At 41.7% G+C, this 21,792-nt stretch carries 15 protein-coding genes; 8 read left to right on the forward strand and 7 right to left on the reverse strand.

Annotated elements, in window-relative coordinates; genetic code table 11:
• Nucleotides 1-188: 188 nt before the first annotated feature.
• Complete coding sequence (locus L9Q39_RS01360; RefSeq protein WP_237483364.1) at nucleotides 189-749, forward strand: VC2662 family protein; 561 nt, start codon at nucleotides 189-191, stop codon at nucleotides 747-749.
• A gap of 65 nt (nucleotides 750-814) precedes the next feature.
• Here L9Q39_RS01360 and epmB read toward each other — a convergent pair whose 3' ends face one another.
• Complete coding sequence (gene epmB, locus L9Q39_RS01365; protein ID WP_237483365.1) at nucleotides 815-1,837, reverse strand: EF-P beta-lysylation protein EpmB; 1,023 nt, start codon at nucleotides 1,835-1,837, stop codon at nucleotides 815-817.
• Nucleotides 1,838-1,871: 34 nt separating this feature from the next.
• Between epmB and efp the strand changes: the two genes are divergently transcribed.
• Entirely contained in the window at nucleotides 1,872-2,438 is a 567-nt protein-coding gene (gene efp / locus L9Q39_RS01370; protein ID WP_237483366.1) for an elongation factor P, read from the forward strand.
• A gap of 97 nt (nucleotides 2,439-2,535) precedes the next feature.
• On the opposite strand, the gene frdD is transcribed toward efp, so the two are convergent.
• Genes frdD through frdA form a run of 4 tightly spaced genes read right to left on the reverse strand, consistent with a single transcriptional unit; the run spans nucleotide 2,536 to nucleotide 5,852 of the window.
• Entirely contained in the window at nucleotides 2,536-2,898 is a 363-nt protein-coding gene (gene frdD, locus L9Q39_RS01375) for a fumarate reductase subunit FrdD (RefSeq protein WP_237483367.1), read from the reverse strand.
• 11 nt (nucleotides 2,899-2,909) lie between these two features.
• Nucleotides 2,910-3,293, reverse strand: coding sequence for a fumarate reductase subunit FrdC (gene frdC, locus L9Q39_RS01380; protein ID WP_237483368.1), 384 nt, complete (start codon nucleotides 3,291-3,293; stop codon nucleotides 2,910-2,912).
• Between the two features lie 4 nt (nucleotides 3,294-3,297).
• Entirely contained in the window at nucleotides 3,298-4,056 is a 759-nt protein-coding gene (locus tag L9Q39_RS01385) for a succinate dehydrogenase/fumarate reductase iron-sulfur subunit (protein WP_237483369.1), read from the reverse strand.
• On the reverse strand, nucleotides 4,056-5,852 hold the full coding sequence (gene frdA, locus L9Q39_RS01390; protein WP_237483370.1) for a fumarate reductase (quinol) flavoprotein subunit: 1,797 nt from the start codon (nucleotides 5,850-5,852) through the stop codon (nucleotides 4,056-4,058). Before frdA ends, L9Q39_RS01385 begins: the two co-directional genes overlap by 1 nt.
• Nucleotides 5,853-6,103: 251 nt before the next feature.
• On the opposite strand from frdA, the gene epmA reads away from it, so the two are divergent.
• A complete protein-coding gene (gene epmA, locus L9Q39_RS01395) occupies nucleotides 6,104-7,078 on the forward strand; it encodes an elongation factor P--(R)-beta-lysine ligase (RefSeq protein ID WP_237483371.1) in 975 nt (324 codons plus the stop codon).
• Here the strand turns inward: epmA and L9Q39_RS01400 are convergent.
• Nucleotides 7,075-7,959, reverse strand: coding sequence for a DMT family transporter (locus L9Q39_RS01400; protein WP_237483372.1), 885 nt, complete (start codon nucleotides 7,957-7,959; stop codon nucleotides 7,075-7,077). The genes epmA and L9Q39_RS01400 overlap by 4 nt on opposite strands.
• Nucleotides 7,960-8,113: 154 nt before the next feature.
• Nucleotides 8,114-9,529, reverse strand: coding sequence for an SLC13 family permease (locus tag L9Q39_RS01405; RefSeq protein WP_237483373.1), 1,416 nt, complete (start codon nucleotides 9,527-9,529; stop codon nucleotides 8,114-8,116).
• 861 nt (nucleotides 9,530-10,390) lie between these two features.
• On the opposite strand from L9Q39_RS01405, the gene L9Q39_RS01410 reads away from it, so the two are divergent.
• The 5 genes from L9Q39_RS01410 to L9Q39_RS01430 all read left to right on the forward strand — a co-directional run bounded on the left by L9Q39_RS01410 (nucleotide 10,391) and on the right by L9Q39_RS01430 (nucleotide 21,379).
• Nucleotides 10,391-10,714, forward strand: a complete 324-nt coding sequence (locus L9Q39_RS01410; protein WP_237483374.1) for a hypothetical protein — start codon at nucleotides 10,391-10,393, stop codon at nucleotides 10,712-10,714.
• Between the two features lie 94 nt (nucleotides 10,715-10,808).
• Nucleotides 10,809-18,242, forward strand: coding sequence for an RHS repeat-associated core domain-containing protein (locus L9Q39_RS01415; protein ID WP_237483375.1), 7,434 nt, complete (start codon nucleotides 10,809-10,811; stop codon nucleotides 18,240-18,242).
• Nucleotides 18,239-18,871 (forward strand): hypothetical protein, encoded by a 633-nt coding sequence (locus tag L9Q39_RS01420; protein ID WP_237483376.1) that lies wholly within the window; start codon nucleotides 18,239-18,241, stop codon nucleotides 18,869-18,871. The genes L9Q39_RS01415 and L9Q39_RS01420 overlap by 4 nt, the downstream gene beginning before the upstream one ends.
• 299 nt (nucleotides 18,872-19,170) lie before the next feature.
• Nucleotides 19,171-19,803 (forward strand): hypothetical protein, encoded by a 633-nt coding sequence (locus L9Q39_RS01425; protein ID WP_237483377.1) that lies wholly within the window; start codon nucleotides 19,171-19,173, stop codon nucleotides 19,801-19,803.
• Nucleotides 19,804-20,185: 382 nt separating this feature from the next.
• Nucleotides 20,186-21,379, forward strand: coding sequence for a hypothetical protein (locus L9Q39_RS01430; protein WP_237483378.1), 1,194 nt, complete (start codon nucleotides 20,186-20,188; stop codon nucleotides 21,377-21,379).
• The last annotated feature ends 413 nt before the right edge of the window (nucleotides 21,380-21,792 follow it).

The following is a 21,792-nucleotide window of genomic DNA, read 5'->3' on the forward strand; positions in this document are numbered from 1 at the left end:
TTTATGTTTCATGAGCTGACTATCTAAGAGATCGAAGGGGTTTTCCTTTTCGGTCTTTTTTGTGTTTTGTGTTTTGTGAAATGTGATGGATTTTACGGACTGATGACATTTTGCGTCACCTGCCTACCTATTATCACCTAAACTAAATTTAGTTAGTGATAAAAAACAGGTAACTATTGGAGATAACAATGAAAAAAGCAGCTTCAACTCTCGCTCTTATGGCAGCAGTGGCAGCGCCAGCGGTTTTTGCTAGTACCCCAGTGATGTTTTCCACTCTCAATGGATTCAATGCGCCTGATGCTGGTGCGGTTGGTGGTGTCAGACTTGCCGTTCTTCACGGTCAAGTTGATGAAGTGAAAGGGGTTGATTTTTCTCTTTTAGGTATGTCAGAAACCAAGCGTACAACGGGTGTCAACTTTGGTCTGTTCTTTGGTGCCTCTAAGGTGACTCAAGAGATGAAAGGAGCTTCTTTGGGTCTATTCAACTGGAACACCGGTAAGACACAAGGTGTTAACCTAGGTGCGGTAAACGTGACTCAAGACGTACAAGGTTTAAACTGGAGTGCAGTGAACTACTCTGAGGGTTACACCATGGCAGATATCGGTCTGGCGAGTATTTCAAATAAATCTAACTTCCAATTTGGTATTTTTAATAAAACCAATACGATTGATGGTATTCAAATCGGCTTAATTAACTGCGCCGATAACGGTTTCCTTAAGTGCTTCCCAATCATCAATTTCGCAAAATAGTGACCATTGGGCACTGAAACGAATAGGCCCTAGCTAAATCGCTAGGGCCTTTTTCTCAAGTCACGCTACTCCAGATTGAGATCCAATGGGGTTTTGCTTTTTCTTCCCCCTTCCTCTCGCGTCAACTTGGGAACAAGGTACCCAGAAACCCTTTCGAGCAACCCTTGCATAATCGCCTTAGCTTGTTGATCACTGACATAGAAATGGGCAGCACCTTGAACTTTGTCGAGAACATGCAGGTAGTAAGGCAGAATTCCTGAATTGAATAGTGTATGGCTCAATTCAATTTGTGATTCCACATCATCATTGACGCCTTTGAGCAGCACGCCTTGATTTAATACCGTCACACCCACCTCTTTAAGCTTATCGATACTCGCCGCGAGTTCACGGTTAACTTCGTTTGCATGGTTAATATGCGTCACCAGAACCACGTTGAGGCGCGTCTGTGCAAATAACTGCACTAACTCCTCGGTAATACGTTGTGGGATCACCACAGGCAGACGAGTATGCACACGGATGGTGTTAATGTGCGGTATTTGTTCAATGCGTTGCATCAACCAAGCCAGCTCATGGTCTTTTGCCATCAAGGGATCGCCCCCTGACAAAATAACCTCGTTGATGGCAGGTTGGTTAGCAATATAGTCTAAAGCTTGCTGCCATTGCGTTTTACCGCCTTTGTTGTCTTGGTAAGGAAAATGGCGGCGGAAACAGTAGCGACAGTTGACGGCGCAACCCCCTTTGACAATCATCAGTGCACGGCTTTGGTATTTATGCAAAAGCCCCGGAACCACACTGTCTTGCTCCTCAAGCGGATCTTGGGAGTATCCATCATGAACCTCAAACTCTTCACTAAGAGGGAGAACCTGCCTTAGTAGAGGATCATTGGGGTTGCCTTTTTCCATGCGATCAACAAAGCTTTGAGGAACACGCATTGGAAATAAGCGCCTAGCCCTAAGGCCTGTTTCCCAGGGCGTCGCATCAATCTGTAACTGCTCTAGCAGTTGATAGGGATCTGAGATCGCATTCGCTAATTGTTTGAGCCAGTTTTGCTCAACAGAAACAAGATTTCGGGTTATGATAGGCGACATGAAATTTTAACTCGAAGAAAACTAAGAGGATACAATGGCTACTGTTAGCACCAATGAATTTAAAGGCGGTCTGAAATTAATGCTTGATAGCGAGCCTTGCGTGATTCTAGAAAACGAATACGTAAAGCCAGGTAAAGGCCAAGCGTTCAACCGTGTAAAAATTCGTAAGCTACTGTCTGGCAAAGTGCTAGAGAAAACATTTAAGTCAGGTGAAACTGTTGAAGTTGCTGACGTAATGGATATCGACCTAGACTACCTATACTCAGATGGTGAATTCTACCACTTTATGAACGCTGAAACATTCGAGCAGATTGCTGCTGATGTTAAAGCAGTGGGTGACAACGCAAAATGGTTGGTAGAAAACAACACTTGTATGCTTACTCTTTGGAATGGTAACCCAATTACTGTGACTCCACCTAATTTTGTTGAGCTAGAAGTGGTTGAAACGGACCCTGGTCTGAAAGGTGATACTCAAGGTACGGGTGGTAAACCTGCGACACTAACAACAGGCGCGGTTGTTCGTGTTCCACTGTTCATCCAAATTGGTGAAGTGATTAAGGTGGATACACGTACAGCTGAATACGTAGGTCGTGTGAAGTAATTCAATTCGAGCTAGTTAATGAAAATAGAAGAGGTCGCCAAATGCGACCTCTTTTTTTGTGGTTCTTTTTATATGCTCTTTGGTCTATGGTTTTAGATTACACCATAAAGACAAATATCACCGCGATACAGCTAATCAGCGCGGCAAAAAAATAACAAGCGATCTTACCGACCACCCCGGTGTGTAGTTTGAGATCGTGCATGCCGTGGTGGACTCTGTGCATGGCGTGCCACATAGGCAGAGCTAAGGTGGCGATGACAAACAAGCCGCCGATTAAGCTAGAGACAAAGCTAGATACGCGTTCATAACTTAGACTTTCAGCGTCAATAATACCGAGTGGCACTAAGATACCCAAAACCAAGATAGTAATCGGCGTTATCATGGCAAACCATGTCCCTCCGGCACCAAACAGTCCCCACCAGATTGGTTCGTCTGAACGTCTAGGATTACGGTTAATCATAATCAATCTCCTTACACTATGATCAGCACAATCAGTGAGATAGCAGCGACGGCAGCCCACTGTGCGAGCACAATCGTTTTCTTCTCAATCGGTTTTCCCTTGATGCGAATGGGCATCACTTGAGGCATCATTGAGAAGAAGGTTGCAGCATGAAATAGACTCCCAGCAAGAGCAACGATATTAATTGCAATCACGATGGGACTCGCCATAAACGCTAGCCAAGTATTCCAAGCATCCGCCCCTTTTACTAATGCTCCCAAACCAAAGGTAACAAATAGGGTAAACAATATCAGTGGTAACACCGTCGCTTCTCTGAGCATATAGAAACGATAGAATGGGTGCTTGGTCCACCAAGTGGCGTTCATTTCGCGGACATAAGGTTTTCTATTACTCATGATCTTATCCCTCCACCGTTTGCGCTTTACCGTCTGGTTTAAACATGGCAATCACAAAGTCAGTTGAAGATGCGATCTTTCCTTGGTTTACAGCGGCAGCTGGGTCAACATTCTTAGGGCAGACTTCTGAGCAGTAGCCGACAAAGGTACATCCCCAAGCGCCATTCTCACCATTAATCAGTGGCATACGCTCCTTAGCGCCGTTATCACGGCTGTCTAGGTTGTAGCGATGGGCTAGAGTGAGCGCGGCTGGTCCCATAAACTCTGGATTAAGCCCAAATTGAGGACAAGCGGCGTAGCAAAGACCGCAGTTGATACAGGCAGCAAACTGTTTGTATTTAGCCATCTGCTGTGGGGTCTGAAGGTTGGCACCCTCTTCGGGTTTACGGTCATTACCAATAATGTAAGGCTTGATTGCCTCAAGTCGCTCGATAAATGGTGTCATATCGACGATCAAGTCTTTCTCAATGGCGAAATTCGCTAATGGCTCGATAGTGATGCCATCGGGATAATCACGTAGGAAACTCTTACATGCCAGTTTAGGTACGCCATTAACCATCACCCCACAAGAACCACAAATCGCCATGCGACATGACCAGCGGTATGAAAGGTGCTTGTCTAAGTTGTCTTTGATGTAACCTATGGCGTCGAGTATTGACATGGTTTCATCAAAAGGCACTTCAAAGGTTTGCGTGTAAGGGGCACTGTCTTTTTCTGGGTCATAACGAAGAATATCGACCCTTTGGATTCGATTAGCTGACATTATACTTGCTCCTCTTCGTTAGCTTGTTTCGCAGCTTCTTCAGCGGCGGCGCCATAGAGTCGGGCTTTTGGTTGAGACTTGGTGATAGTGACATCACTGTAGTCAATTTTTGGTGCGCTATCGGGTTGATAGAAAGCAAGAGAATGCTTTAAGAAGTTCACGTCATCACGCTCTGTGCATTCGTCATCAAGCCTTTGGTGAGCACCACGAGACTCTTTACGCAAAATCGCTGAGTGAACCATCGCCTCGGCGACTTCCAATCCATAGCCGACTTCAATGGCGTATAACAGGTCGGTATTGAATACCTTGCCTTTATCTTGGATCTTAATCTGTTTGTAGCGCTGCTTAAGCTCTTGAAGTTTCTCAATCGTCGCTTGCATCAGATCTTCTTGTCGGTAGATACCGCAACCCGCTTCCATGGAATGCCCCATCTCGGTACGGATATCAGCCCAATTCTCATCGCCCTCTTGATCGAGTAGGGCTTGGATTCTCTGCTCGACTTCACTCACTTGAGTGGCAATGGCGCTGTCATCCCAGCCAGCAAAGTTTTTGGCACACTCAACGGCATGTTCGCCAGCGACGCGACCAAATACGACAAATTCTGCTAGAGAGTTAGAGCCCAAGCGGTTAGCACCGTGCAAGCCGACGGAGGCACACTCGCCGACTGCGAATAAGCCGTTAATGCGAGTTTCGCATTGACCATTGGTTTCGATACCTCCCATGGTGTAGTGAACCGTTGGGCGGATTGGAATCGGTTCTTTGGCTGGGTCAACATTGACGTACGCCTTGGAGAGTTCGCAAATAAAGGGTAATCGTTCTTGAAGATACGCTTCACCAAGATGACGTAGGTCGAGATGAACCACATCGCCAAGCGGGTGTTTGATGGTGTTGCCTTTCTGCTGTTCATGCCAGAAAGCTTGCGATACTTTATCGCGTGGTCCCAATTCCATGTACTTGTTCTTTGGCTCGCCGACTGGCGTTTCTGGTCCCATACCGTAGTCTTGTAGATAGCGATAGCCATCTTTGTTGACGATGATGCCACCTTCACCACGACAGCCTTCGGTCATTAGGATCCCCGTACCCGGAAGACCGGTTGGGTGATATTGAACAAATTCCATATCACGCAGTGGTACGCCGTGGCGATAAGCCATCGCCATGCCATCGCCAGTCACGATGCCGCCATTGGTGTTACAGTGATATACACGACCAGCCCCGCCAGTTGCTAAAACAACGGACTTGGCTTTGATGATAACCAATTCACCTTCAGACATATGAATCGCGATAAGACCTTGCACTTCACCATTGACCACAAGCAGATCGACCACAAAATACTCATCAAAACGTTCAATCTGTGGGTATTTCATTGAGGTTTGGAATAGGGTATGCAGCATATGAAAGCCAGTTTTGTCGGCGGCAAACCAAGTGCGCTCCACTTTCATGCCACCAAAACGACGTACATTCACCTCGCCGTTTTCCTTGCGACTCCACGGGCAACCCCATTGCTCCATCTGGATCATTTCTCGTGTGGCGTTGTTAACGAAGTATTCAACAACATCTTGCTCGCATAGCCAATCGCCACCGCCAACGGTATCGTTGAAGTGGTTATCTAGACTATCTTCTTCCTTAATAACGGCAGCGGATCCCCCTTCTGCGGCAACGGTGTGTGAACGCATTGGGTAGACTTTAGAAATCAGAGCGACTTTGATTTCCGGATTAGCCTCTGCGGCGGCAATAGCAGTTCTTAGACCAGCGCCACCAGCGCCGATGACTGCGATATCTGTGGTTATTGTTTTCACAGTTATCCTCCAGTGTGTGATTGCAAGTCGGTTCTTGCAAGTGGTAGGAAACGCTTATGACAAGCTTTTTATTATTTGCCGATAATATTAGATAATAGGTTGGGCAAAAAAGTTGACTGAGTTAGGTTTTTGTTCCGGTAATGCAAGCCATCACTTAATATTGTCTATCAATGTGATCTTAATCATGTTTTATGTTGGGCAAAATGCAGATTTAGCCCAGAGAGTAATAAAAATAACCAATGGAAATCACCATGAACCATAAAAACTGGCAGCCTACGGCAAGTATGGCGTTGTTGAAGCAACGTTCTGAAATTATTAATAATATTCGTCAGTTTTTTGTATCAAGAAATGTAATGGAAGTTGATACGCCGGCAATGAGTCATGCCACTGTAACCGATGTTCACTTGCATACTTTCAAGACTGATTTTGTCGGTCCTGGCTATGCCGATGGTCAGACGCTTTATTTGATGACAAGTCCTGAGTTCCATATGAAACGATTGCTGGCAGCGGGCAGTGGCTCAATCTTTCAAATCAATAAAGCATTTCGCAACGAGGAAAGTGGTCGTTACCACAACCCGGAATTTACCATGTTGGAGTGGTATCGCGTTGGTTTCGATCATCATCAACTGATGGATGAGATGGACGAGTTGTTGCAAGGGGTACTCACAACGACCCAAGCAGAGCGTATGACTTATCAGCAGGCATTTATGACTCATTTAGATTTATGTCCGTTATCGGCAGACATCCAGATATTGCGAGATAAGGCGACAGAACTGGGGTTAGGTGATATTGCTGAAAATGAGCAGGATAGAGATACGCTATTGCAACTCTTGTTTAGTTTGCATGTTGAAACAAATATTGGTCAATCGTGCCCTGCATTTGTCTACGATTTTCCGGCTTCTCAAGCCGCTTTGGCTAAAGTGAACCCATCTGACTCAAGAGTGGCTGACCGCTTTGAGGTTTACTTTAAAGGTATTGAATTGGCGAATGGTTTCCACGAGCTTGATAACCCGAGTGAGCAACTGCAAAGGTTTGAGCAAGATAATCAAAAGCGCGTGCAAATGGGACTGAAACCTCAGCAAATCGACGACCATTTGATTGAAGCATTGAAAGCAGGATTACCGTCTTGCGCTGGAGTCGCGTTAGGTATTGATAGACTAATTATGTTGGCGCTGGGCGCCAAACACATCGACCAAGTTGTGGCTTTTCCTTTCGATATTGCTTAACTCACCAAGATGCTGGTACCGATAACGGCAAGTATCGCACCCGCCCAAGCGTAACGGTTTGGGCGTTGTCGTGTGTATAGCCACAAGAGAGGCAGAATCATAATCGGAGTAGTAGAGGAGAGCAGTGCCACCATACCGACATTGCCGGTCTGAAGCGCATACAGAATCAAGGTCATCCCTACCGCCATCGCCAAAAAGCCATTCAGTGCAGTGATACCAAAGATAGACACGTTTATAGGCTGAGTCGCTTTGGCAAGCTTTGCCCCGCTGATAAAAAATAGACTGTGGGCGATAAACGCAGAAATCATACGGATGGCTGACGCGGCGATAGGATCAACATCGGTCAACATCACTGGTTTAGCGATCACGCCTCCCAAAGCCTGACAGATGGCGGCTGTGATCCCAAGTCCAACACCCACCCAAATATTGCCGCTCATTGAGTCAAGTTGATGGGTATTATTCTTGCGACCAAAAAAGATTGCTGTGGCTACCCCAGCAAACACCAGTGATGAACCGAGTAATTCCCAAGAGGTCATGGTTTCAGAAAATAGAAAGTAACCCAGAATGGCAGAGAAAACGGCATGGCAAGAGAATAACAGTCCAGCCTGACGAGGTCCCATTCGATTCAAGCAAGCAAATAGCGCAGTATCACCAATAAAGATGCCAATCAGTCCGGACAACACCATCGGTAGGATATGTGGGCTTTCTATACTTGCCCATCCTCCAAACACAGCGGCCATGATGGTAAGAATCACAGATACGCATCCCATGCGCCAGCGACTGTATGCGAAGGTACCAAGGTGTTTGGCGGGTTTGACGGAAATAATACTGGCGACAGCCCACAAAAAGGCCGCTAAGAGGGCAAGCCACTCGAAACCCATAATTGTCCTACTTTACGTGTTAAATATTGGCTAGGTTTTTACTACGTGACTGCACAAAGTGCAAACGATAGCGGAAGTGAGCGAATGAAATGTTGTTGTTCAACAGTACATCCGCCACACCACAATGAACAACTTGATTTGTCGAGCATGCCAATTAAGTCAATATTAACGCGGCAATGTAGACAATCACTAAGCCGATCATCCCCATGAGTAAGCCAGTTTTTGCCATATCTTTGCTCTCAATCAGCCCGGTTGAATAGGCTAATGAGTTAGGAGGCGTGGAGACGGGGAGTATCATCCCCAATGAGGCAGAAAAGGCGACGACAACCAGCAGACCTTGCAGCCCACCCACATCGCTCAATCCCTGCATCGAAGCGCCAATAGCTGCCGCAATCGGCATTAATAGGTTAGCCGTTGCGGTATTAGACATAAAGTTGGCCATTAACCAGCAGATGATGGATAAGGTTAGCAAAACGGCAATAGGACTGAGCATGTCATAATCTATCGCGTGAGCTAATGCGACGGCCAGTCCGGTTTTATCAAGCCCGATACCAATCGCAATACCACCGGCAACGAGCCACAGCACATCCCAGTTAATCAGTTTAAGTTCCTCTTTACCCATAATGCCGGTAAGAGTGAAGACCGCCAATGGGACGACAGAAACCACATAGGTGTTCATGCCATGCAGCTGAGTCGTCATCCACAGTAAAATCGTTGCAGCAAAGGTGACGTAGACCACGAGCGCACGCCAGTTAGTTTGAAAGGCTCCGCCTAGCTTGAGGGTGAGGCTTTGCTGGGAACAGGGAAAAAGTTTTTGTAGCAGTATCCAGGCAATGGCGAGTTGCACAATAACAAAAGGCAACCCCATCATCATCCATTCCAAAAAGGTGATGGCGTTCTCTCCGGTGAGGTATTGCAATGCAATGGCATTGGGCGGCGTACCGATAGGTGTCGCAATGCCCCCCGTATTCGCCGCAATAGGGATACACAACACTAAGGCTTTGATACCGAGATCGCCTTTTGGTGCGGAAGCAACAATAGGTCCAAGCAGCGCCAGCATCATAACGGTCGTTGCCGTGTTAGACATAAACATGGAAAACACCGCAGTGATGAGCATAAGACCCAACATGATAAATTTGGGTTGGTGACCAAATGGCTTAAGTAAAACTCGGGCGAGGTTGTTGTCTAGTTCATACTTTGAGGCGGCAATCGCCAATGCAAAGCCCCCCATAAAGAGAATAATAATCGGTGATGAGAAGGCAGCAAGAATATCGGTATAAGGGATAAGTGCGCCAAGAGGTTGGCTGTCAGGCGATGCCCTAAAGTGCAATAAGCCTTTGTCTGAAATCATCACTAATTCAAGCGCAATGATTAAAATCGAGGTAGCAAACACGGGAACAGGCTCTAATACCCAAAGTAGCGCCGCGAGCAAAAAAATCGCCAGTAACCGATGTTGGATCAGCGTTAAATCATCAATCGGAATCGCGCTACTCGGCAGCGCTAGCACCAAAAGTGGGATAGCAAAACAGATCAAAAGCTTTAATAACACGCTGAAATTAATTTTTGCCATAAACGTTATAGCCCTAAAAGTAAGCACTCAGCTTAGCTTAATTGAATCGGCAAATAGCAACTTAGAGTGAGATGGAATTTTTTGAATGTCGAGAAGTGTTTTTCGGGGAGTTTTGCTTTAGGTCAAAAGATGGGTAGGTTGGTTTGGTCAGTGAAGTAAACTTATTGATTGCCAGGACCTAGAGAGTGGTACGCACACTACCTTTTAAATTCATTGAATTGGTTTAATGGTTAATTGGTACTGTGCTAACTAAAAATGGTAAATTATTCGGATAGTATCTCTACGCCATAAATCGATAATCCGAGACTAGCGTTGCAACTGCCACCTAACAATAACATAACTTTCTTCTGTTGTGCCTGTGCGCTTGAGGCAGCAGAGAAAATCGGTTGAGTTCTGCTACTGCTACTGTTCGATAACGTTGCCATTTTTTTTCGGTTAGTAGTACTGCATGTCGTATTAGGAGTCTCTTCAACGTGAATCATCGTTCTGTAGCTATCTTTGATATATGTAGTAACTTTACTAATCGTGTAAGGACCGTACCAGTTGCTACCACTTGGAGCCCAAGAACTAGCAAAGCTATTGAAGCTTATAACAGTCGTAACTAACAAGCCTAATATCTGAATTGCCTTTAACATAATATTCCCACCTTAATTTAAATTATCAATCAATAGTAATAACAAACAGTGACGGAACTTTTAACAGGTATTAGGAAGAGTAATATAGTTGTAGAAAAAGGTTAAGAAATTAATTTAAATTAAAATATAGCGTGGGATTCTTAATTTAAATTAAATGTGACATGCTGCGGTTGACAATACTTTTCGTTAGTTTGAAACTGGTTTGGTCACATTTTTAGGAGAAGCTATGATTATCTTTCAAAGGAAAAAACTGGCTTTTATTATAGCGGCATTCTTAATTCTGTTGTTAATGGTGAATTATTTTATCTGGAATAATAAGAGATTGTTAATTCACAGTGATACCAATGCTAACTCCAGTGATGTTTACTATGATGACTATTCAGTGGATAAACTTAACTCGCAAGCACCTATAGTTAAATTACGTAAAGAATTGTTGAATCACAATGTGGATGAAATTCCATGGGATACATTACATCAAGGTGATGATGTAGTTGAAAGAATTAAAATGGTGGAAGAGAGAATAAGTAATCTAGAAGAAGGTATTAAGTAACGATCCATTAATGTCCACACTATGCAAAGAGTGTGAACAATTGAGGAATAGAACTCCACTTATACCGTATGGGATTTGTAAGGATGGGCACAATATGATACGTATTCTAATCTTTGTATATACTGCATTATTCTCAAATTTTGTGTCTTCTCAAGTAGGCACACTCCCCGGTGAATTAGTTGTCCAGCATGGTGTATCTCAATACCAAATACCCATTGAACTTCCAGAGGGTAGAGGTGGGAACACACCGCAACTTGGTCTTATATACTCAAGTCAAAACCCTGCTTCAGGCATAGTGGGTTCAGGTTTCTCTATTTCTGGCTTATCTGCCATTAGCCGATGTGGCATGCAAATTTCGATTGATGGCTATAGTCAAGCACCAAACAATGCATTAAATGATAACTTTTGTCTGGATGGCACTAGATTAATGTTATCTAAAGGCAGTAACGGATTGGATGGTGCAGAGTATCGCCCACACATTGATAACTTTAGTCATATTATTTTAAATAATAATGCTTCATCTGATGATAGCTACTTCAAAATATTCACCAAATCTGGTGATGTTTTAACTTATGGTAAAAAATTTGATAATAACTTATGGCTGTTGACGAAAATTGATGACCGAACAGGAAAAAATAGCATTGAGTATTATTACAATAATAATGCTCAGATTGAAAGGATAACTTATGACCAATATGAATTAGTGTTTGTTTATCGTTTGTATTCTGGTCTTAATGGTAAATATGTCAGTTATTTTAATAGAACTAATAACAATATACGTAAAAGCAATAAATTACTTGATAAAATTCAGATTAAGTTAAATGGTAAAATAAAAAATTACTATAAAATCAGAAGGAAAGGCAAAAGTTCTGATGATGTTACATCAGTGACAGGGCAGTTGATTTCGGGTATTACGTATTGTGATAAAAAAGGGGCTTGTCTACCAGAGACAAAATTCGAGTGGCTTAGTGAACGCCCATTTGATAGTTATTCTCGCCATCTAATCCCTAAATGGGGAGTAGATATTGGTGGGCAGTCAGGAAATGGTTTTATTGATGCAACGGGTGACCAAAATATTGACTATTGTCGCGTGTCAGCGAATAACAAGATAGAGTGCCAGTTTAATTTTGGTCAACAAGGAGGTGCAAATACACATGAGTTTTTATTATCTCCAGCGATAAATAAGTCCTATTGGTGGGGGTGGACAGACTTTAATGGTGATGGGAGAGATCAGTTATGCCGAATTAACAGTGGTCAGTTTGTTTGTACTGAGTTTCGTTCGAATGGTCAGCAGGTTAATACCAAAATCGCTGTCGATTATTTGCCTAAGAGTGTCCAAAAAACGTGGGTATTTGATTTTACTGGTAATGGATTGCCTGATTTATGTCGAATTACAGGTAACGACTCATTAGTATGCAACGAAAACACTGATGGACGTAAGTTAAACGATATATATATTTACCCACGATTAGAGTTAGCTCCAGATGACTATATGTGGTGGGCTGACATTGATGGGAACGGATTCCAAGACTTTTGTCGAGCGACTGATAGAAGTAGGAATGCTGAGCTCACTTGTACTCGTTTTAATGCGGGGCAAGTAATTGGTTCAAAAGATGAAAAATTGTCGATTACAGATTTAGGTTGGCGATGGTGGGTTGGTGGTCGTGGTTATGACACTCGTCGATGGTGGGTAGATGTTAATGGTGATGGTGCAACTGACTATTGCCGCAATACTGGGAATAAGTCAGGCACAGGTAGCAATATAACTTGTTCCTTAGGATCTTTGGGTGATATTGACCGTTTTGATGCTGATATTGTATTGGTCGGAGGAAGCGATTGGCAAGGGAATTGGGGTGATAGCCAAAGCCATTGGTGGCTGGATACTAATAAAGACGGTCAATTGGAATTTTGTCGCCTAATCAGTGGAACCATGCATTGTACTACGATGACTGGAGAAACATCAGTGTTTTCACTCAGCGAAAGTGGTTCCACGCAAGCGGGGACTGGCAGTCGTCGATGGTTTATGGATCTAAATGGTGATGGTGAAATAGAGTATTGCCGCAATGTTAATGCAACCTCAGGAAGCAGTAGCGCACTAGACTGCCAAAATATCCATACCGAATTATATTCGCCTTCATTGTTGAAAGCTGTGACAAATGGTCTAGGGTTCACTTCGCAAGTGGAATACGATCGTCATAAAAATATTGGTAAACCTCAATGGTCGACAGAGTTAAAACACCCATACGTTTCAGGTAACAAAAATGCATTACTTGTTTCTAAAATGGTGTCAGACAATGGCGTAGGTGGAAAAGCTTATACCGAATTTTTCTATGGTCCCACTCGTTATCATCTCCATGGAGAGGGACATTCCGGCTTTGCATGGATAAAGCAACGAGAATATCGTGATGAGGATAATATTGGTCGAGGACGAGAGATCTTCTACCGTACAGACTATCCTTTCACTCAATCGCTCTCTAAAAGTAAAGAGTATCTTTTAGATATGGAGCAACTTAATGGTGATAAATGGAATTTCTCCACCGCTAAATTGCTCAATCAAACGATCTTAACCTATGACGTAACAAGGTTCGGACAGAGTGGGAAAGCCAATAAACATGCCTACGACATTCAGACGATCTTAAATGAGCAAGCTCAACTTCCGATAACAGGGGTGGTGGAAGAGTATCGATATAAAGGAAAAACCTACATTAAGCCTATAGATAAAATTGATGGTTCGATATCAAATAACAAACTAGAACTTGAAAAGTACTATCTTCTGGAAAATAAAGCGGGAATTTATTCGAATATCAATTTTGTCGAAGGCAAGATTTTTATCGCGACTTATACAAAAGTAAGCGTTGAGCAATCAGCAGTACTTGACAAAGTTCTTAGAACCCCAACCTCGACCTACATTATCCCAAGTAATACCGATACAGGACCATTGGGATTACAGTATGAATATTCGCCAACTTCTGTTCGTTATGCAGTTTATGTCGATAAACAAATAGACACTAGTTACGATTTGAATGGTCGACTTCTTTCCAGCGTTACGACACAGAATCAGCAAATAGATTCCTTTGGTAATGTGGGACTTACCTCTGTTAGCACGACTTCAGTAAATCCAGTGTCGGGAAGATCAGAAACCTTTATTACTGAAACTCACAACCAATATGATAACGATGAGTCTCAATGGTTGCTTGGACGCTTGACTTCATCCAGGGTTATTCATACCGCACCTGACGGAGCGAAGTCTGCTAGACAGTCTAGTTTCTCCTATGACTCAAATACTGGATATTTAGTTGATGAGGTAATTGAACCTGATCATAAGCTGTCAGTGACTAAAGTGTATACGAGAAATGCTGAAGGTGTCATTGTTGGCACGCGCACGACAGCATGGAATGGTCAAGGGACACAGACGCGCAGAGGCGCAATGCTACTTACCTACTCGGGAGATTCTGTTAGCCAGTCCAGTACCAATGCGTTGGGATTCAAATCTTCGATAGTGACTGATCGCTATACAGGATTAAGCACTGCAAATGATATCAATAATCTAAAAACTATTACTGAACGAGATGGGTTTGGTCGAGTTGTTAAATCAAGAGTGCAAGCCAAGGTCGGATTTAATGATACTAGCATTCAATACCATCCTATTAATCGGAGCCAATGTATTCATAAGCCTCAGCATGCTGTGTATTGCGTGATTACCAATACACGAGGCTTGGGGATGGGGAACCAGATTGTCTATTACGATAGCTTACAACGTGAGCTACGAACGGCTCATTTGGGGCTCAATTATCGTTGGATTTTGAAAGACAGTATTTACAATAGTAAAGCTCAGTTATACAAAGTTTCTCGTCCATATTTTGCAGATGAAACTCCGCAATTTTCGATAACAAACTATGACGAACTTGGTAGGGTTATTTCAATTTCTGAGCCAGGGCCTGCGGGAGAAAAGCACTCACTTATTCGCTATCAATACGGCGCAAATTGGGTCAAACAATTTGATGCATTAGACAAAGTGACGACCACCTATTTCAATGCCAAAGGTTGGGAAATCAAAGTCGCACAGCCTCATGGTGCGAGTCTGGAAAAAAGTTATTCACCAACAGGTAAACTCATCCGGGCTAAAGGAGCGGACGGAGCGATTATTACCAATAGGTATGATGTCCTTGGTAATAAAGAGTTCACTGATGACCCAGATCTCGGACAGTGGCGTTATACCTACAATGGCTTTGGCGAGTTGATTTCGCAGACAGACGCAAAAGGGCAAACAACTCAAACCCACTACGACAAGCTGGGTCGCACGGTATCTAAAACGGTAGAAACGAAAGACAATAATGGAAAAGTGACCACGAATACCTCGCAGTGGTTTTATGATAGTTACGGCAACAATAAATGGAACGGGGCGCTGTTGAGAACACAAACCCCGGAGACGATCAAGAATCGTACTTTTGATAGCGTAGGGCAACTTTCTCGTGAACAACTGATTACTGCCAAACATACTTTTACCCGATCATTTACCTATAATAAATACGGACAAGTTACTCAAGAAAAACGACCAAATAGCTTTGAACTCAATTATGACTATGACTACTTTACCGGTGTTACCAAAGGAATTTGGGGCAATAAATCGCAAATATCGGTGCAGTTCTCAGAGGCTGAATATCGCAGTGTTATTCAGCCTTTGTTGATCGAGGCAGTCGAACGAGCGACACGCTATTTATCTCGAGCAAATGATCTTGTTGAACAGCTCAAATTTTATGATAAACGTATAGAGATTTATCAGCAATTAATCAGTCAAACTATGAATGTCTCGGAAGATAGCGCAGACATTTACACAGCAGCAGCAGGTAAGGCATTAACAGTCCATGAGCACTGGAATGGAGTTCAATACTTACAGATACCCGATACGATCATTGTTATTCCAAACCAACCTTTATTGATCAGTAGCATGCCCGCTAAGTTTCACCTAAAGCTTGAGGGTAACGCCTTGAGTAAGGTCAGTTTAGAAGAGTGGCAGCATGTGCAAGCACAACTAACTCAGAAAGAACGACAAGTGTTTTATGACCGACTCAATGGTCAAGGTATGATCATTGGTCAAGAGGTGATTGATGATATTCCAGAAATTTATGATGATCCAACACTGAGTGCGTTTGAAAAACTTAGACTATATGCGCAAGAGATCCAGAGGTTAGAGTATGTACAAAACAACCTACACCAACAAGCACACAGCTATGTTGATGCAGCAGAGCAGTTAGTCACCCTATCCAAACAAACACAGTTAATTGCGGATCGTTACAAAGCGATGAGGAGCGACAGTCTTAAGGAGTACTATAACCTTAGAGTATTACCATCCGCTGAGCTTGCAAAGGGTAAGATCTATTATTGGCGCATCAATGGATTAGATGCAGAAGGTCGAGTTCGCTCTGAACTTTATGGTAACGGATTGTCAAATGTTTACGATTATCATGAAGGCACAGGGCAACTGCTGAGCATTAACACGCAGTCAGGAGGGCAAACGCTTCGTCAACTGCATTATGTTTATGACCGAATGGATAATGTTCGTGAACGGCGTGATCTAGTTAATCATATTCAAGATAGATATCAATATGATCACCTTAATCGCCTTACCAATAACACGTTAACAGCACTGGGTGATCACCACACCTCAAATCCATTATTCAATAAGTCTTATCGGGTTAACTATAACAAAGCCGGTAATATTGCATTTAAAACCGACGTTGGTGCTTATCAATATACCGATAGTAAACATCGTCATGCCGTTACTAAAGCAGGCACCAAAATCTATACCTATGATGATAATGGAAATATGTTGTCAGGAGATGGTAGAACAATAAGCTGGAATGGCTTTAATAAGCCGATAAAAATTAGCAAAGGGAGTCAGTGGGTCCGCTTTTCTTATGATGAAAATCGCCAACGTTATCTAAAACAAAATCAACTGGGTGATAAAACGTGGTATTTAGGTAAAGACTATGAGCGGATTGATCTTGCCAACGGTGAAGTAGAGCATAAGCAGTTTATCAATGTCGGAGGTAAACTTATTGCGGTCAATATCGATCGTAAAAAATCAAATGCCAAGGGACAAACAGCCTCATTTGATCGACAAATCCGCTTTACTCACAGCGATGCATTAGGTTCTCACGATCTTATTACCGATATTTGGGGAAATATAGTCGAGAGAAAAAGCTATGACGCATGGGGTAAAGAGCGTGCTTTTGAGTGGGATAAAGGTACGTCATTTATTGAACAAGCATTATTTACAAATAGAGGCTATACCGGACACGAGCAACTAGATGAAGTCGATCTTATCCATATGAATGGTCGACTTTACGACGCCACATTAGCACGCTTTATTAGTGCAGACAGCTTTGTCCCCTCTCCAAGCGATAGTCAATCTTTTAATCGCTATAGCTATGTGCATAACAATCCGATGAAATACACCGATCCATCGGGACACTTTTTGAAGAAAGTTTTTAAAGAGATAGGACGGGTATTCAAGCAAATAGGAAACTTTATTAAAGATTACTGGCGTATTATAGCGACAATAGCGATCAGTATTATTGCCCCATATGCAGCGCCGTTCTTGCTTGGTGTCGCTTCGTTAACAGCAGCGCAAGCGATAATGGTGGGATTTGTCGCTGGTGCTATTGGGGGAGCTATTGCCGGGCGCTCTTTTAAATCAGCGTTGATCGGCGGAATATCAGGTGCGATGTTTGGTGCTTTACATGAGTTCAATCCGAGTGGGATTGAACAAATGGTAAGCAAAGCAGTAGCTCATGGTGTTGCAGGAGGGGCGTCATCAGTGATGCAAGGAGGCAGCTTTGGTGAGGGATTTCTGTCGGCGGCAGTGATGCAAAGTATTAGTTTAAGCCCTGCGGGTGGTGCCATGAGCAAACTGAGTTCTCATAACTTTGGGAACATGGTGTACAACGCGGTTGCCAGTGCAACTATAGGTGGAACGGTATCAGCACTGACGGGAGGTAAGTTTAAGAATGGTGCAGTGAGCGGTGCGTTTTCTCGGATGTTGAATGATATGCTAAATAGTATTGCAGCAGTAAGACAAAGTTTGGCAGAAGCCGCTTTAAATAGTGAGGGTGATACTCGCTATGCTCAAGCTGTAAAAAATGGACGTTTTAGAGAAGGTTCTTGGAAGTGTAACCAATTTGTTGCTGATAAGTTGGCTGAGGTAGGTATTAATCCGGTGATGCTTGAAGATGGAAGTCCTGAGTATATGACAGCAAATGGTTGGGCGAATCCTAACTATCATATATCAGGTTGGGAAATCGTAAATAGCCCTATGCCCGGAGATATTGCTGCTATTCCGCGCAGTGGAAGAGACTCTGGTCATGTAGGAATATATATCAAGGATAGAGGACCTTTTCGAAGTAATGTTATGGCAGCAAATAAACTTAGTGTTGGTTGGTCACAATCACACCTTCGAAATGATTATATTAATTCATGGGCTGGTGCTAGTGGTAATACAGTATATAGGAGATATGTAGGACAATGAAAAAAAGTAAAATTAACTCAACGTTACTACTAATAATTTCGTTATTAATGCTTACATTTGTAATGTATTCATGTTTTGATGAACCCAATGATACTATCTCAGATAAGTTATTGGTGATGAATGATAATGACGCCAAGCAATTGCTGCTTGAGAAAACAACAGTGTTACATCAATGGTTTGTGAAACAAAGTCGTAAGGACAATGCTACGGATCGATATGTGTTTGCCAATGCTTTGTATCAAGATTTATATCGGCATCCTTATCGGCATTTGCGATATACCAAAGAGCTACTAGTAGATGACAGTGTTGATTTAGAGGTAAAGAAACTATTAATTAAAGTCTCTCAGTGCTTAAGTTTTGAGGATTACCTTTCATTAGGTGATTTAATATTTGATGGTGGTAATTCAACCCTAATGCGTGTTTTTACTTTCCCAGGGCCTGAGTATGGTTTAGTGATAGTTGATAATTATCGTGACTCTTCTGTTATTGAATTATTAAATGCGATAGTTATTAAGTACCCAGAATTAGCAAGTTCGATAGAGTTAACTCAGTCTGGAAGTGATTATAGACTAACAAAAGCGTATAGAAATGCGGGTGAATCGTATCCGGTATTAAAGTGTCGTGATTAAGCTAAAAGTCGCACTGACTTTGAATGAGGCAGATCCTTTTACGCGGTAATGAATTAGACTCTCAATATTTTGAGAACATAAGAGATGGCTGTTTGAAGATGAAAATGAACTGGAAAGCAGTTTAGAATAGTACGATGGACGTGATTATAGAGAGAGTGCGAATGTACAGGTGCTGGGTGGATTAAACCGACCAGTAAGAATTAAAATTGAAAAGTTAAGGTTCATTGAGTTATTTATTGAGGGTTGATATTAATTGTTGGTGCTAGTGGTAATACGGTATATAGGAGGTATGTAGGACAATGAAAAAAAGTAAAATTAACCCAACGTTACTACTAATAATTCCGTTATTAATGTTTACACTTGTAATTCATTCATGTTTTGATGAACCCAATGAAACTATCTCAGACAAGTTATTGGTGATGAATGATAATGACGCCAAGCAATTGCTGCTTGAGAAAACAACAGTGTTACATCAATGGTTTGTGAAACAAAGTCGTAAGGACAATGCTACGGATCGATATGTGTTTGCCAATGCTTTGTATCAAGATTTATATCGGCATCCTTATCGGCATTTGCGATATACCAAAGAGCTACTAGTAGATGACAGTGTTGATTTAGAGGTAAAGAAACTATTAATTAAAGTCTCTCAGTGCTTAAGTTTTGAGGATTACCTTTCATTAGGTGATTTAATATTTGATGGCGGTGATTCAAGCCTAATGTATGTTTTTACTTTCCCAGGACCCGAGTATGGTTTAGTGATAGTTGATAATTATCGTGACTCTTCTGTTATTGAATTATTAAATGTGATAGTTATTAAGTACCCAGAATTAGCAAGTTCGATAGAGTTAATTCAGTCTGGTAGTAGTTATAGAAAAGCAAAAGCGTATAGAAATTCGGGTGAAGCGTATCCGGTATTAAAGTGTAGTGATTAAGCTTTGAAGGAGCGTTACGAACTTTACTCTGATTTTCAATGGAGCTGAACCGATTACTTCACAGTGAAGCTTAGCCTTTCACCATCTTTTGAAGAATCGTTTCATGGTGTACAACGCGGTTGCCAGTGCAACTATAGGTGGAACAGTATCAGAAGTGACTGGAGGTAAGTTTACGAATGGTGCGGTGAGCGGTGCGTTTTTTCGGATGTTGAATGATTGAGTAACTAACGCTCATCAGAAGATGATTAAGGCTAAGTTGCTAACAGTATTGGCTATGCATTATCACATACGGAACGTTTTAAAGATATTAAATATTTCTATCACCCCAGTACATTGCATCGTTCTTTAGATAGTATAGTGAACAAATAATGGAAATATAATCATGACACAAACTAAAAAAATGCTCTCTATGATTTTTTGTTACTTAAATCCAATTGCAATTTATTGGTATCTGTCTTTTTATCGCGACTTAGAGCAAGCTGTTTGTGTGTTATTGTTCTGTTTGATTTTTAGTCTTATCTATTTTCGGATGGTGCGTTTTGATAAATTAGAACTCAATTTAATTGTAAAGACAATGATTTTTAGTTCTATTTTGAGTGTCGTTTGCTCTATGTTATATCAATATGTGTTTGATGGGATGATATTTGGTGATGGATTTCATCATAACCCAATTATATTTGATGTGTTATTGTTTTACGTTGCCACCGTATTTATTACGCCTTGTTTTTGGGTGAATTTAGCCTGCTGCTTGGTTGTTTTCCTTAAACGTAAACACCTCAGTTATTTATATGGAAATAAGCTTTTTCATGCTATGTTTCTATCTTACTTTAACCCTGTTTTCGTTTTTTGGTTATATTTGTCTTACAAAGAAATATTTGAGCTTGTTTTTGTTTATATTCTTTCTTTTTTTACATCTTGTATCTTCATTGTTTGTCGAAAATACAAGATAAAACACATAGATGTGTTTTTCTTTCCTTTAGTTCAGTTTTTGTTCGTTCAATATCTATTTGTTTACATATACATTCATTTGTTTGGGTATTATTACTCTGTCACCATATGGTCAATAATTAAGGGTGCCTTTATTTCAATTTTTTCCACACCACTAGTTTGGATGTATATAACATGCTACTACTTGATTTTTAGAACATATAATTGCAATTTACTAGATAAAATTAGGCTGAATATTATAATTGGCAAGGAAACTACAATTGCAGTAGTTGTTTCTGTTTTTGTGTTTGGTATTGTATATTTGTCGACTATCAGTATGATTTCATTTCCTTTGCTTAGTATAAGCTATCCAGTGAAAGCCAGTTATTGTCATGGGATGTCTAATAATAATGGTTATAAGTTGCATATAGAGGGCGATGGTGACTATATCTCTTCGGGATTTTATATTGAATCAATAAGCAAAGAGCAGTGTGAAATTATCACAGACTCCATATCAAAAGCAAAATATTTAACAGTAAGTTACTTCTATAATGCTAAACGTTCCGAAGCTGTTATGGTATATAAGTTAGTTTCTGGTGGAGATGTGATATATAACCATAATATAAGTGCATACTTATCTGGGGGGTGAGTTATTATTCCTATGTGTTTTATTTGGTAACGATTTCATATGAACCAGTAGACAAAGGATATTATCCGAAAGGTATAAGGGGAGAAACTATGAGGTTGACGGACGTTATAGGTAAGCATGCTAACTATTTAACCTACATTAGTGCTTTTGATGGTGATGTTATGGAGCTTGACTTCACTTTAAGTCGCTCAGAGGTAGCGATTGTTAGTCGTCAATTTTATGTGGCAAATCCTTTTACATGTGACTAGAGTGTCGGGAATGCATTATCTAAAATACCAAGATTTAAAAATGTGAGTGGTTGGCATCCATCTAGGTTATAGCGGTCCTTGAGTAAGGAAATAGAAAAGTGATGAATATGAAGTCAACAAGGTTATATTGGTCATTGGATTTAGGTGTTTTTTCTATAGGAGTTA

Origin of the sequence: Vibrio hippocampi (assembly GCF_921292975.1) — a bacterium.
Classification (GTDB): domain Bacteria; phylum Pseudomonadota; class Gammaproteobacteria; order Enterobacterales; family Vibrionaceae; genus Vibrio; species Vibrio hippocampi.

Bases quoted from the DNA above. Each gene is read 5' to 3' on its own strand.
- L9Q39_RS01360 (WP_237483364.1), top strand. From the start codon at position 189: ATGAAAAAAGCAGCTTCAACTCTCGCTCTTATGGCAGCAGTGGCAGCG.
- epmB (WP_237483365.1), bottom strand. From the start codon at position 1,837: ATGTCGCCTATCATAACCCGAAATCTTGTTTCTGTTGAGCAAAACTGG.
- efp (WP_237483366.1), top strand. From the start codon at position 1,872: ATGGCTACTGTTAGCACCAATGAATTTAAAGGCGGTCTGAAATTAATG.
- frdD (WP_237483367.1), bottom strand. From the start codon at position 2,898: ATGATTAACCGTAATCCTAGACGTTCAGACGAACCAATCTGGTGGGGA.
- frdC (WP_237483368.1), bottom strand. From the start codon at position 3,293: ATGAGTAATAGAAAACCTTATGTCCGCGAAATGAACGCCACTTGGTGG.
- L9Q39_RS01385 (WP_237483369.1), bottom strand. From the start codon at position 4,056: ATGTCAGCTAATCGAATCCAAAGGGTCGATATTCTTCGTTATGACCCA.
- epmA (WP_237483371.1), top strand. From the start codon at position 6,104: ATGAACCATAAAAACTGGCAGCCTACGGCAAGTATGGCGTTGTTGAAG.
- L9Q39_RS01400 (WP_237483372.1), bottom strand. From the start codon at position 7,959: ATGGGTTTCGAGTGGCTTGCCCTCTTAGCGGCCTTTTTGTGGGCTGTC.
- L9Q39_RS01405 (WP_237483373.1), bottom strand. From the start codon at position 9,529: ATGGCAAAAATTAATTTCAGCGTGTTATTAAAGCTTTTGATCTGTTTT.
- L9Q39_RS01410 (WP_237483374.1), top strand. From the start codon at position 10,391: ATGATTATCTTTCAAAGGAAAAAACTGGCTTTTATTATAGCGGCATTC.
- L9Q39_RS01415 (WP_237483375.1), top strand. From the start codon at position 10,809: ATGATACGTATTCTAATCTTTGTATATACTGCATTATTCTCAAATTTT.
- L9Q39_RS01420 (WP_237483376.1), top strand. From the start codon at position 18,239: ATGAAAAAAAGTAAAATTAACTCAACGTTACTACTAATAATTTCGTTA.
- L9Q39_RS01425 (WP_237483377.1), top strand. From the start codon at position 19,171: ATGAAAAAAAGTAAAATTAACCCAACGTTACTACTAATAATTCCGTTA.
- L9Q39_RS01430 (WP_237483378.1), top strand. From the start codon at position 20,186: ATGACACAAACTAAAAAAATGCTCTCTATGATTTTTTGTTACTTAAAT.